This is a genomic window from Actinomadura fulvescens, from assembly GCF_039533225.1.
Taxonomy (GTDB): domain Bacteria; phylum Actinomycetota; class Actinomycetes; order Streptosporangiales; family Streptosporangiaceae; genus Spirillospora; species Spirillospora fulvescens.
Genome location: NZ_BAAATD010000002.1, coordinates 936,174 through 948,995 on the forward strand (window position 1 = coordinate 936,174; position 12,822 = coordinate 948,995).

11 protein-coding genes are annotated in these 12,822 nt (G+C 68.9%); 6 read left to right on the forward strand and 5 right to left on the reverse strand.

Translation table 11 applies throughout. The features are described 5' to 3' along the window. Nucleotides 1-58 precede the first annotated feature (58 nt). The gene (locus ABD333_RS11110; RefSeq protein ID WP_344540227.1) at nt 59-4,135 is read left to right on the forward strand and encodes an nSTAND1 domain-containing NTPase; all 4,077 of its coding nucleotides are present in this window, start codon (nt 59-61) and stop codon (nt 4,133-4,135) included. Between the two features lie 55 nt (nt 4,136-4,190). On the opposite strand, the gene ABD333_RS11115 is transcribed toward ABD333_RS11110, so the two are convergent. Beyond that, nucleotides 4,191-4,589, reverse strand: a complete 399-nt coding sequence (locus tag ABD333_RS11115; protein WP_344540228.1) for a hypothetical protein — start codon at nt 4,587-4,589, stop codon at nt 4,191-4,193. 331 nt (nt 4,590-4,920) lie between these two features. On the opposite strand from ABD333_RS11115, the gene ABD333_RS11120 reads away from it, so the two are divergent. Both ABD333_RS11120 and ABD333_RS11125 read left to right on the forward strand, forming a co-directional pair. Then, the gene (locus tag ABD333_RS11120; RefSeq protein ID WP_344540229.1) at nt 4,921-5,187 is read left to right on the forward strand and encodes a hypothetical protein; all 267 of its coding nucleotides are present in this window, start codon (nt 4,921-4,923) and stop codon (nt 5,185-5,187) included. A gap of 585 nt (nt 5,188-5,772) precedes the next feature. Next, nucleotides 5,773-6,714 (forward strand): M28 family peptidase, encoded by a 942-nt coding sequence (locus ABD333_RS11125; protein WP_344540230.1) that lies wholly within the window; start codon nt 5,773-5,775, stop codon nt 6,712-6,714. A gap of 231 nt (nt 6,715-6,945) precedes the next feature. Here the strand turns inward: ABD333_RS11125 and ABD333_RS11130 are convergent, their stop codons facing one another. Further along, nucleotides 6,946-7,143 carry a hypothetical protein gene (locus ABD333_RS11130; RefSeq protein WP_344540231.1) on the reverse strand — a complete coding sequence of 66 codons (198 nt, stop codon included), beginning with the start codon at nt 7,141-7,143 and terminating at the stop codon, nt 6,946-6,948. A gap of 92 nt (nt 7,144-7,235) precedes the next feature. On the opposite strand from ABD333_RS11130, the gene ABD333_RS11135 reads away from it, so the two are divergent. The 3 genes from ABD333_RS11135 to ABD333_RS11145 all read left to right on the forward strand — a co-directional run bounded on the left by ABD333_RS11135 (nt 7,236) and on the right by ABD333_RS11145 (nt 10,055). Then, nucleotides 7,236-8,039, forward strand: a complete 804-nt coding sequence (locus ABD333_RS11135; protein ID WP_344540232.1) for an SDR family oxidoreductase — start codon at nt 7,236-7,238, stop codon at nt 8,037-8,039. Between the two features lie 75 nt (nt 8,040-8,114). After that, the gene (locus ABD333_RS11140) at nt 8,115-8,576 is read left to right on the forward strand and encodes a MarR family winged helix-turn-helix transcriptional regulator (protein ID WP_344540233.1); all 462 of its coding nucleotides are present in this window, start codon (nt 8,115-8,117) and stop codon (nt 8,574-8,576) included. Between the two features lie 516 nt (nt 8,577-9,092). Continuing rightward, nucleotides 9,093-10,055, forward strand: a complete 963-nt coding sequence (locus ABD333_RS11145; RefSeq protein ID WP_344540234.1) for a hypothetical protein — start codon at nt 9,093-9,095, stop codon at nt 10,053-10,055. Between the two features lie 694 nt (nt 10,056-10,749). Here ABD333_RS11145 and ABD333_RS11150 read toward each other — a convergent pair. The 3 genes from ABD333_RS11150 to ABD333_RS11160 are packed head-to-tail and all read right to left on the reverse strand — an operon-like array spanning nt 10,750 to nt 12,820. Beyond that, nucleotides 10,750-11,070, reverse strand: coding sequence for a GroES family chaperonin (locus ABD333_RS11150; RefSeq protein ID WP_344540235.1), 321 nt, complete (start codon nt 11,068-11,070; stop codon nt 10,750-10,752). Between the two features lie 9 nt (nt 11,071-11,079). Beyond that, a complete protein-coding gene (locus ABD333_RS11155) occupies nt 11,080-12,030 on the reverse strand; it encodes an NAD-dependent epimerase/dehydratase family protein (protein ID WP_344540236.1) in 951 nt (316 codons plus the stop codon). 37 nt (nt 12,031-12,067) lie between these two features. Beyond that, nucleotides 12,068-12,820 carry a serine protease gene (locus ABD333_RS11160; protein WP_344540237.1) on the reverse strand — a complete coding sequence of 251 codons (753 nt, stop codon included), beginning with the start codon at nt 12,818-12,820 and terminating at the stop codon, nt 12,068-12,070. Nucleotides 12,821-12,822 lie beyond the last annotated feature (2 nt).

A 12,822-nucleotide genomic window follows, 5' to 3' on the forward strand; every position in this document is an offset into this window, starting at 1 on the left:
TACTTGACCGACCATGGTCAGGCGGAAACCTGTACCGCGATGCGCCGGGCAGGTCAGCATGACCGCTGTGGAGTACCGGGTTCTCGGGCCGTTGCGGGTGAGCGAGGCGGGCCGTGCGGTCGACATCGGGAACGCGCACAAGCTTCGGCTGGTGCTCGCGGCGTTGCTGTCCAGGGCGGACCGTCCGGTGTCGGTGGACTGGCTCCTGGCTGCCGTGTGGGGAGACGACCTGCCTCATTCGGCCCGCCGCAACCTGCAGCTCTATGTGTACCGGCTGAGGCGTGTCCTCGGGCAGGAGGCGATCGGCAGGGCGCCTGGAGGTTACATCGTCCGCACCGGCGGTTCGCTCGACGTCAGGAGGTTCGAGGAACTGGCGGCCGAGGGACGGAGCGGGCTGGGTGATGGCGCCGCGATGCCGGTACTTCGGCGGGCGCTGGACGAGTGGCGGGGACTCGCGTTCGCCGAATTCGGTGACAGCCGGGTACTCGTGGACGAGGCCGCCCGGCTGGAACTGCTCAAGCTGGAGGTGTACGAGTCCTGGGCGGAGGCGGGGCTAAGGCTCGGGCGAATGGCGGAACTCGTTCCCGAGCTGGGCGGACTCATCACCGAGCACCCTTATCGGGAGAAGCTGGTCGGTCTCTCCATGGTCGCGCTCTATCGGGCGGGCCGCCAGACCGAGGCGCTCAGCGCGTTCGAATCGGTGCGGAAACGGCTGGCCGAGGAGCTCGGCATCGATCCCGGACCCGAACTCCGCCGGGTGCACGAGGCGATCCTGCGCTCGGAGGAGGTGATCGCCTGGCCGCCCGGCGAGAGACGCACGGCGGTGCTCGCGAGCCAGAGCCCCTATCAGGGACTGACGACCTACCAGCCCGAGGATCAGGCGCGGTTCTTCGGGCGGGAACGGCTGACGGACCGGCTGGCCGGTCTGGTGGAGACCCTGCCGGTCGTCGGTGTGTTCGGCGCTTCGGGCAGTGGCAAGTCGTCCCTTCTCCGGGCCGGGCTGATCGCCAGGCTGGCGCGGGACGAACGATGGACGCCGGTGCTGCTCACACCCTCGGAATCTCCACTGAGAGCCCTCGCGCGTTCACTCGAGAACGGCCGGGACGCGAAGCGCGTGCTGCTGGTCGTGGACCAGTTCGAGGAGGTGTTCACGCTCTGCGCGGACGAGGACGAACGCACCTCCTTCATCGCGGAGCTGCTGGGCCGCCCGGATCACGTCACCGTCGTTCTGGGGATCAGGGCCGACTTCCTGCCCAAGGTGAGCGAGCGGCCGGAGCTGGTCGAGGCCCTGAACGGAGCTCAGCTGATCGTCGGTCCGCCGTCGGCCGCCGAAATCCGGCAGATGGTCACCGCACCCGCCGAGCGGGCCGGGCTGAGCGTACAGCCGGAGTTGCTCGCGACCGTCCTCGCCGACGCCGGGTCGGAGCCGGGCGTGCTGCCGTTCCTGTCGCACGCCATGCTGGAGACCTGGCGGAGGCTACAGGGTCAGGAACTGACGCTCGCCGCCTATCACGCGGCCAAGGGAGTGCGCGGTGCGATCACCGAGACCGCCGAACGCGTCTTCGCGGGACTCGGACCCGACCAGCGGCGTGCCGCGCGGTCGATCTTCCTGCGGCTGACCTCCCTCGGCGACGGCACCGACGACACCCGCAGGCCCGTCGCCCTGGCCGAACTCGACGGGATCGCCGAGCCCGAGGTGCTCCAGGAGGTTCTCGACCGGCTGGCCGCCGAACGTCTCGTCGTTCTGAGTCAGGGCCACGCCGAAGTGAGCCACGAGGCGCTGATCCGGGCCTGGCCGAGGCTGCGGGGCTGGCTCGCCGAGGACCGGTCCGAGCTGGAGACGCACCGCAGGCTCACGCTCGCGGTACGGAACTGGGAGCTGCTCGGCCGTGATCCCGGGGCGCTCTACCGGGGCGCGCCGCTCATGGCCGCGCTGACCTGGGCGTCCGGCCATCCGGGCGAGCTCAACAAGGCCGAAGACCTCTTCCTGCGCACCGCGGGGGAGCAGGAGGCCTCCGAGATCCGCACGGTCCGGCGCCACAACCGGCGGCTGAAACGGCTGCTGGCGGTTCAGGTCGTCCTGCTGCTGCTGGCGTTGACGGGAGGCACCGTAGCTCTCGATCAGCGTGACGAGGCCTCGCGCCGGCAGCGGATCGAACAGGCCCGCCAGCTTGCGCTGACGGCCCGTTCCCTGGCGGCCACCGATCCCGACCAGGCGAGCGTGATGGCGATCGACGCCTACCGGCGCAGCGACGACGCCGAGACCCGGGGTGCGCTGCTGAGCACCGCCGCGTCCGCCCGGCGCGCGACAACGCTGCGCACAGGAAGCCGCGCCATCTGGTCCTGCGCCTTCGCACCGGACGGTTCCCGGCTCGCGGTCGCCGACTCCAACGGCAGCGTCTCGCTCTGGGACACCGCACGCGCGACCAAGGTGGCGGTATTCGGCGACCATCTCGCCAACAAGCCCGCCGGCGACGCGTTCTACGCGCGCAGCCTCGCCTTCGGCCGCAAAGGCGGTCTTCTCGCGTCGACGGCCCGGTCGCCGGGCCTGCGTTCCAGCCCGGGATCTCTGATCGTCTGGGATCTCTCCGCCGGACGCGCGGTGCTGTCACGGAAGGTCCCCCGCATCGGGGACGCTCTGGCCTTCAGCCCCGACGAGCGGATGCTGGCCTACATGACCGGCCCCGGCACCGTCGTCGTCCTGGACCGGGTGAGCGGCACCTCCAAGAACCTCACGCGCGACACCGATGCCCTCCCCGGCTCGCTCAGCTTCTCCGGCGACGGCGCGCTCCTGGTCTCCTCCGACGGCAAGAACCGTCCCGTGGTCTGGGACGTCGCCCGGGCAGAAGCGGTCGGTGAGGTGGACCTGCCGGGTGCCCGCCACGCCAAGTTCGACGCCGAGGGCCAGACACTGATCGCCGACACCGAACGGGACGGCATCCGCTCCTGGCACCTCGTGGACGGTGAACTTGTGCCCGGCCCCTCGATCCCGCCCAAGACCCCCTACAACTGGGCCGTCTCCTCTCCCGAAGGCGGACGCGTCGCAGTCGCGGACGAGAACGGCCTGGTCACGATCTGGGACACCGCCCGAGGCCAAGCCGCGGAGTCCTTCCAGGACCGGGGCCGCACCGAGGCCTCGTCCATCGCGCTCAGTCCCGACGGCGCGTTCCTCGCCTCGTCCGGCCTGGGCGGCACCGTGCTGCTGCGCCGGCTGGGGCGGGCCTTCCGCTGGCACACCGAAGCTGTCACCGACCTGGACGTTAGCCCCAACGGCACAGTGGTCGCCTCGGCGGGCGCGGACAAGACCGTCGCCCTATGGGACGCCCAAGGCGGAAGCCTGCTCGGCGCTCTCAGTGGCCACCCGGACCGGGTCGAGGCGCTGGCCTTCAGCTCCGACGGCCGTGCCCTCGCCACGGTGACCCGCAACCACCACCTGACCGTGTGGGACGTGGCCACCCGGCGGCGGCTGTGGAGCCGTCCCTACCAGGGTCTCGGCGCATCGACGGACGTGGTGTTCCAGCCCGGCGGACCGTTCCTCGTCGCCGCCGCGATGGGCCGGCACCGCTGGAGCGCCGCCGACCCGTCCGATCCGAAGCCGCGCCCGCTGGCCGACCGGCTCGCGCTGATCACGGCGCTCGCCTACACCCCCGACGGCCGCAGGCTCGTCACCGGCAGCCCCAGCGGAGGCGTCACGCTGTGGGACGCGGTCACCGACAAGCACGAGCCGACCATCGTGACCGGACAGGGCTCGGTCCCCGACGTGGCGGTCAGTCCCGACGGCCGGACGATCGCCAGCGCGGGCGCCGATCTCACCGTCCGGCTCTGGGATACGGGTTCGAAAGCGGCGAAAGGAGTCCTGCGCGGGCACACCGCACCGGTCCAGGTCGTGACGTTCAGCCGCAACGGCCGCCTGCTCGCCTCCGCCGGCCATGACGGCACCGTCATCGTCTGGGACCTGAAGACCCTGACGCCCGCACTACGCCTCACCGGCCACCAAGGCCGGATCCAAGCCCTGGCCTTCACCGCCTCCGGAGACCTCCTCTCCGGAGGAGAGGACCACCGCATCATCCGCTGGTCCCTGAACCCCACCGCCGCGATCAACCGAATCTGCGCCGAAGTGCCCTGCTCCCGCTGAACGGGAGACCCGTCCCAACAACGGGTCTCCCGTTGCCTGTATCCCGCGTGGAGGCTTAGTACTCAGTCCACATCTTGTAGAACGCCCCGCTTTCCCTGAAGTGATACTCGCCGACGCCGTGGATCGTGACTGTGCCGAGCTTGTCGTGAGGATCGAATCCGGTGTTGGTGTCCTGGTCCCAGATCTCGACTATGTCACCGACGCTGACGTAGGCGAATACGGTTCGCAGGCAGTTGCCCTCCCTCAGCGAACCCGCTCCCCAGGTCACCGTGCCGTTTCTCTTCACGTAGGGCTCGTCTACGGTCGCGTCCTCGGTCGTAACCGCGCAGATCTGCGCGACGTGCAGACTGCCCCGCGTCGATTCGGCCGCGTTCGCCGGACCGGCGACCGCTCCTGCCAGGCCCAGGGCCGCCAGCAGCATCAACGGCCGCCTCTTGGTGGTCAGTGAATGCATTTTCACTTTGCTTGCCTCTCTCTTCTGATGTGTTCGGGCATCGACATCTTTGACTCGCGTCCTACCTCCAGTCCGCATGTTCGTGCCATAAACAGGTACCGCAACTTGCACCCTTAGGCTCAATCCGCCGCTTGATGGATGGTTTTGGGTGAGGTGCATGTGCTGTGGACGCCATGCGGTAGCCGCAGCTCCTATTTCACCTTCTCCTTTCGGTTACACGCCAAGCATTCTTTCGCCGGCGGCTCGTGGACTGCGGACTTCATCTGCCTGTGCAAAACGGTGGGGCCGACCGGTATATCGCCGGTATATCTCGCCTGGACATTCCGCGATCGTGAGCGCCGAGACCACCGAACGCGGCCAGCAGCGCAGTCATGAGCTGACCGAACAGCGGCTGGTGACCGGCCGCTACACCGCCGTGGGCGCTGGCAGCCTGGACATCCGGCTGGGCGGCATCTACGCGCCGGAACGCCTCGCCGCCGACTCAGTCCGCGACCGCCCCCGGGATGGACGTGCTGGCGCCAGCACCTCCGGACGGCTGTGGCCGGGGCCATCGGCCGGACAGCGCCGGGGCTGCGGGCGGATCTGCACGCGGCGGTAACCGTGCTGGGCCGCCGCAACGCCGAACACGCCACCCGCCATCCGCCACCCTGACGGCAGGCCGAGGCCTGATGTCGGGCCGCCTCATCCGGATGGGACCCGCATCAAGGTCGTGCTCGCGCCCGTCCGCCGCGGTTCCGAGCTGGAGTCGTTAATCCCCAGCTATCGACTGCAACCGGTACGGCGAACGAGACTCGGCGACCGTTGAGATTGTTCGAGCTCCCTCAAAGGGTGCGCTGCCATAGCTTGAGAGCGAACTCCCAGGCGAGCCGATCGATGTAAGGGGCGGGGCGAGCTTGCCGTCGCCGATGCCCTCGTTCACCCGTCCGGGATCGCTCAGCAGCCCGCGCGCCGGCGTCTTGGAGTCGCCCGGCGGGCGCGTTCGTCGAGTTGTGCGGGTTCTGAAAATTCAGTCCGCCTTTGATTGGCATTGAAAAACGCACCGCCACCCCGGTTGGGGTTTCAACGGGCGTCCGGCCGCGGCGATGGCCATTGTCACCACCTCCAACAGAGGTCATCGTGACGGCACGAGCCTCCTGACGTTCCCGCCGAAGCTCCCGCCAATCCGAACGGTAGGTGTGTCCACATGGTGACCCCCCGCAAATTCGCTCGCTCGACCGTGCTGGGCTTGGGTCTGCTCGCCCTGGCCCTGCCTGGCCTCCCGGCGGGTGCGGTCTCCCAGCCGGCCGGCCCGGCGCTCGTGGCGGCGGCTCCGGCCGCGGTGCAGCCGCCCGATATCCCGCAGGACAATTCGATGGCGCACGCACGCCAGTTCCAGAGCATCGCGACCGCGAACGGCGGCAACCGTGCACACGGACGTCCCGGCTACCGGGCCTCCGCGGATTACGTAAAGGCCAAGCTCGACGCGGCAGGCTTCACGACCACGCTCCAATCGTTCAGCTACAACGGCGCCACCGGCTGGAACGTCATCGCCGAATGGCCGCACGGCGACGCCAACCAGGTCGTCTTCCTCGGCGCGCACCTCGACGGCGTGACCGCGGGGGCCGGCATCAACGACAACGCCTCCGGATCGAGCTCGATACTCGAAGCCGCGCTGGCGGTGTCGCGGGCCGACGCCAGGCCGGCCAAGCGGCTGCGGTTCGGCTGGTGGGGCGCTGAGGAACTGGGGCTGATCGGTTCCGCGTACTACACGCGCACTCTGGCCGCGACGGAACGCAGCAAGATCCGGTCGTATCTGAACTTCGACATGGTCGGGGCCAAGGGCACCCGCACGTGGGGCGTCTACACCGACAACACCACCCTCGGTAACACGTTCAGGGCCTACTTCAGCAGCAAGGGCATCGCCACCCGCGGCGTCAGCATCGGCGGCCGGTCCGACCACGCCTCGTTCAGCCGCTACGGCATCGCGGTAAGCGGCATCGCCAGCGGCAACGACCCCTGCTACCACTCGCGCTGCGACACGATCACCAACATCGAGCCCTACGTGATGGGCCACAGCACCAACGCCGCCGCCTATGCCGCCTGGACGCTGGCGGGCGTCCCGAACCTCGTGGGAGCCTTTTCGTAGAGACCGTAAGGCGACCGAACGCAGGTGGGCCGCGGACAATCCCGCGGCCCACCAAGGGCGCCAGCCCCAGCATGCGTCGACTCAACGCAGCCGTTGGCTCAACTGGCCGACGGCGGTTTGCCGGCTCCTGTTCATGGCGAGGTCCCAGCGGTTTGTGCCCTGGTGGGGCTCACCTGGAATCCAGCAGATGGAGCGATGTGATCGCCTCCACGAACCGGCTACGCGTGCCACTCACGGCCGCCAGTCCTCGACCCGGCGCGGCGTGAAGGCGACTGATGCGATCCGCCGCAGCCAGGTATGACGCGGCGGATCCGTATTGATCAACGCGCTGGGATCCTCGCCCGCGTCCGTGCCCTTGACCAGCCACGGAGCGCCCGGGTAGCGCAGCTCACGCGAAAGACCGAGATCGGACAACAGCGGCCTGGTCATCCCATACGAAGTGGCCGGGGTCGTTGCAGGAGAGGCGAATGAACGCGTGGCCTCCCGATGATTTACTTGCCTGCACAGACAAATAATATACGATGGGCCTCCGGTTCGGTGGACGAAGGGGTTGGCATCTGATGGGTTCTCTCGAGGGACGCACGGTCATCGTCACGGGAGCGACAGGCAATATCGGCGCCTTGATAGCCCGCACGCTGCTCGAACGTGACGCGGCGGTGATCGCACCGTCGCGGTCGCGGGAACGGCTGGACGACCTGCGCGCCTACCTGGGAGACCAGGTAGGCCAGGACAAACTGAGTCAACTACGGACAGTCATCGGAGATGTCGGCGACGATTCCTCCGCCGCCGCCCTCGGTAGGCGGATCGGCGATCAAGTCGGCGGCGCCGCCAACGGGGCGAGAGGCGTCGACGCGATGGTCGCGTCCCTGGGCGATTTCGTTGCCGCGCCGAGCCTGCTGGGCGCGAGCACCGCCGAACTCCAGCGGGCCCTTGACGGCTACCTGCTCGCCCATCATCGGCTCGCGCGTACGTTCCTGCCCGCGATCGCCGAATCGGGAGGCACGTACCTGTTCCTACAGGGACCCTTGGCGTTCGACATCTATCCCGGGCTGGGGACAGATCTGATCTCGATCGCCACCGCAGCCCAGCACATGCTGTTCCGGGCTCTGGCCCGGGAAACGGAAGGCAACTCGGCGACCGTCGCCGAACTGGTCACCCACGCGATGATCCGTGATCGCACGGCACAGCCAGGCAGCCCGATCCCGGCCGACGCCGTCGGCCCCTTCGCCGTCGACCTGTTGTTCGGATCCCACGCGAACCTGCACGGCCAATCGATCCACCTCACATCAGCCGATCAGACCCCCCGGGCCAGCCCGAACCTGTGAGTACGTGCAGGTCTTCCACGGCGATGCTGTCTGTGCAGGCATTCACTATCACGAGGCCCGCTACTATGCCTCGCCATGGAACAGGACAAGCTGGCGCCGCTGCAAGACGAGGCCTGGAGCGGTTTCGTCCGCACGCACGCCCTGCTCTACCGCGAACTCGGGCGGCGGCTTGTCCGCAGTCATGGGATGCCGCTGTCGACCTACGAAGTCCTGCTCCGCCTCGCATGGGCCGACAAGACAGGCTTGCGCATGAGCGACCTGGCCCAGCAGGTCGACATGACCTCCGGAGGTCTGACCCGGCTGGCCGACCGGCTCGAACGCGACGGACTGATCACACGCACCCGCAGCGAGGAGGACCTGCGCGGCTACCACGCACGCATCACTCCCGCCGGCCGCCGGCAACTGCGAGCCGCCAATCGCCGGCACCTCAAGGACGTACGGGAACTGTTCCTCGACAACCTGACTTCCGACGACCTGCAAGCGCTTGCCGACATCTGGCGGCGGCTCAACGCCGCGAATGACCACCTCACTCATTGAGACCTAGGCGACCAGGCGGGTGGGGACCCGGGGCACCGTTCGGAGCACCGAGTAATTCATGGGATTTCTGAGCGCACATGGCCCGGGCCCTCGGCGTCCGTGAAGAATGCTCGTCGACGGGCAGGCGCTCGAAAGAACCGGATTCGCCTCGCCGGTCGCTCGGCAGCCGTCATGGGGTACCGGCGGCCGCAGGGCCAATGAGGTCCCCGTGGCGAGCAGCTCATCCGGTTTGTCGTGCGAGAGACGACCCTTTCCAGGTGGACGCTCCCTTCTCCCGAATATTCAACATCGCGCCCCTGTAAGTGCAAACGATCTTCGTGAGAAATCAAACTTCCAGGGATTTGTACCACGAGGATCGGGGCGTTGAGCTGCGGCTTTAGAGATTATTCGACTGTCATTCACAGACAGTCACTGAAGGCGACGCGGGTCGAAGCAGAATACGATCCAAATCAGACATAGGCCGCGCCATGCCGGATCATGTCGCGACCGACGCGGCTCTGCCGAAGCGAGGTCCCCGTGAAACGTCCCCGCCGTCTGACCCTGCTGACCGCCACCGTTACCTTGTCGCTGGTGCCCGGCGTCTCGGCCGCGGCATCGCCCACGTCCAGCGGCCCGGCCGCCAAGGTCGCCTCGGCGGCTGCCGCTGAACCGTTCTGCTACGGAGAACCCTCCAACCCGGCCGTCGACATCAGTGATCTCAAGACGCGCTTCCGGCAGTCGAACTGGATGCCGACCTTGCAGGAGATGTACCGGCGGCGCTGGCCCAGCGGAGAGAAGCTGGCCATCGCCCAGGTGAACGACAGGTACTGGACCCAGTTCGTCGACACCCGAAGCTTCGAGGCCTTCGCCGAGTCGATGATGGTGGCGATCCACGAGGAAACCCACATGTGGGACCTGGATCCGTCCAGGACCACCTGGAACGTGCACACCGCAGCCTGGATCAACGCCACGCAGCAGGCAAGGACCGTGCCGCTGCACGGCGGTTTCCCCCGCCGGGAGATCCTGCCACTGATCAGCGACAGGCTGAGCGACAGCATGGACGGCATCTACCTGCGGGACCGCCAGCAGGGCAGCTATCAGCTGCAGGGCGTGCTGGCGGAGCTGAACGCCGGGCTGATGGGGCTGCCCGCGGCCACCGTGGTGCAGGAGTACATCAAGGGAGTCGGGGCCAGCAACTCTCGGGACATCGCGGCCACCAACCTTCGCTACCTACTGCTCTACCTGCGCGTAGCCAAGGACCGGTACCCCGCCTACTGGACCAAGATCAAAAACGAGCCCAAGCTGCGCGAGCTCGTCTTGATTCAGTTCCTGCGCACGGCCTACTGGCTCGACAAGTCCGCGCCCTACACCGGCAAACTCGGCAGCCCTGACGCCGACCGGATCACCGCGACGAACTACGCCCCGGCGAACCTCGCCATCATCGAGGAGTTCACCGGCGCCACCGTACGCCGCGACACCGACAGGCACTGCACCACCTGATATCCACAGGCGTGCACCCGCCTGGAACGGAGCGCTTGGACGTCTTCCGCTGACAGGCGCGGCACGATAAAGCAGAGGCGCCATGGCCAGGGGCCTGCAGGACACGTGCTGGGCCAGGAACGGCCCGATCAGCGCGCACCGCAGGCCCCCGGGCCATGGCTGCGTCGATGTCGGCGATCGTGACGCCTCGGGCAACGATCGAGGCGGTCCGTTGTGCCGCGACGACCGTGAGCGCGTCGGTGGTCGCCCTCAGCCACAGAGCGGCGCGAAGACGAGGCGGTGCGGCCACGTCGTCTGAATGCCGTGTCGTGAGGCGGTGGCACCCATTGGAGTCACGGAGACCCGATCGGTGTTCCCGCTCGTCGCACATGCAGGTCCTGGGCGGTCTCGGGCAGACGGAATTCCGGGCCACAGCGCGGCCATAGGACGAGTATTGCGAGGCGCTTGCGCAGGTCGCGGAGGGGGCCCTGCGCTCGTCCAGGCGGATGAGGGTCGGCACGGAGCGGTGGAAGGCACCGCGGGTCACTGGCCCGGTCGGGGGTGCGCGGCGCGAGAGGCTGGCTGGCTGCGTTCAGGCGACCGGGGGCGATCTTCGGCCGAGATCTGGTTTCGCCGACCGGGCTGACTGGTCTGCGCTGCTCCAGCAGGCTGCACTGCGCGCCACAGGGTTACTGGCGGTCTTGGAGGTTTGTCGTCAGAGGTAGAGGCCGGTGCCGTGTTCGGGGCGTTCGTTGGCGATGGCGTGGAGGTCGCGTTCGCGCATGACCAGGTAGTTCTCGCCCTGGATCTCGACCTCGTACTGGTCGCCCGGGTGGAACAGGACGCGGTCGCCGACCTTGACGGTGCGCGCGTGATGCCCGACGCCGCAGACCTCGCCCCACACGAGGCGGTTGGACTGCTCCACGGTGGCGGGGATGACGATGCCGCCGGAACTGCGGCGTTCGCCCGCCTCCTTCTCGACCTTGATCATCACGCGGTCGTGGAGCATCTGGACTTCGAACTTCGGCTCGGACACGCTGGGAGTTTATCCGGCTTCCGGGGACAGGGCCGCCCACGAGTCCGCGATCATCTCGGACAGGCCGGACCGTTCCGGGCGCCAGCCCAGGTCCCGCCGGACCGCGGTGCAGTCGGCCACCAGGAGCGGCGGCTCGGGCTGCGGCGGGTCGTGCCGGGTGGGAACGGGGCGGCCGGTGACCTCTTCGACGGTCCTGATGACCTCTCGCACGGAGGTGCCGGTGCCGCTGCCCACGTTGTAGACGCGATCGGTGCCGGGGCGGGCGGCTTCGAGGGCGCGGGCGTAGGCGCTCGCCAGATCGTCCACGTGCAGGTATTCGCGGACCGCGGCGCCGTCGCCGTTGATCGTCAGGTGCGGGGCGCGCCCGGCCGCGACCGCCAGGGCCTTCGGGATGAGGCGGGTCTCGTCGGGGTCGGGGCGGCCGTCGACGGAACCGGCGACGTTGAACGTGCGGAGCACGATCGCGCCGATGGCCCCGGTACGGGCATGGAAGCGGATCACCTGTTCGGCGGCGAGTTTGGAGGCGCCGTACGGGCTGGTGGGGGAGGGGGTCTCGGTCTCGGGAACGGGCTGGCGCTCCGGCGTGCCGTACACGGCGGCGGTCGAGCCGTAGACCACGGCCGGCGCCGGGGCCGGGGAGCCGTCGGGACGCACCGTGGGAAGGGCCCCGAGGAGGTTGATCGTGCCCTGGACGTTGGCGGTGAAGAAGCCCAGGGGATCGGTGAACGACTCGCGGACCCGGGTGCGGGCGGCGAGGTGGCAGACGCCGTCGTAGGTCTCGTGCAGCGTGGAGTCGAGGCCGAACGGATCGAGCAGGTCGGCGATGACGGGCCGGACTCCCCGTGGCAGGGGCCGGTCGGCGCGCCGCACCAGGCCGGTCACCTCGTGCCCGTCGGCGATCAGCCGCCGCCCGACGGCATAGCCGACGTAACCGGACGCCCCCGTGACCAAGATCCGCATTGACTTCCCCTCCCCGTCGGCCCCCAGCATCCTCGGGTCAGGGGAGATCGGCAACGCGGGCGAAAACACCCGGGTAACCGGCCTTGCCGCAGCCGTACCCCCAGGAGACGACACCGGCCAGGCGGCCGCGGACCAGCAGCGGCCCGCCGCTGTCGAACCGGCAGGTGTCGGCCTTCACCGACCCGGCGCACAGCATGTCGGCCGGGTCGTAGGAGCCCGCGTACGCCCTGCGGCAGGCCGCGTCGCCGGGCAGCGGCATGGGTACGGCGCGGAGCCTGGTGTTGAGCAGGTCGTTCACCGACCGCATGCCCCAGCCGAGCGCCAGCCCGCTGCGTTCGGCGCCCGGCGCGCCGAGGGCCACCGCGGGGCGGGCCACCGGGCGGGCGAGGGTCAGCACGGCGAGATCGTGATGGAGAACGGTCTCGTCCCTGAACCTGGACTCGCGGAACTTCGGATGGATCCGCACGGCGCGTACCCCCACGGTCTCCCCGTCGCGGCCGACGAGGTCCGAGCGGCCGAACGTGACGGTCAGCAGCCCCGGGACGGAGCGGAACATCGACACGCAGTGCGCCGCCGTCAGGAGCCGGTCCGGTTTGATCAGGGAGCCGCCGCAGAACTGCCCGGAGGGCCGGGCGAAGAACAGCGGCGAGCCGACGGCGGCCAGCCAGGGGTGCGCCGAGGCCCGTACCGGTGTTCCGCCGACGATCGCCGACGCGGGGGAGGCGAGTGCGGTCACGGCTGCCGCCGCGGTGAGGGAGGCGAGCACACGGCGGAGGGCGGGAAGGCGCATAT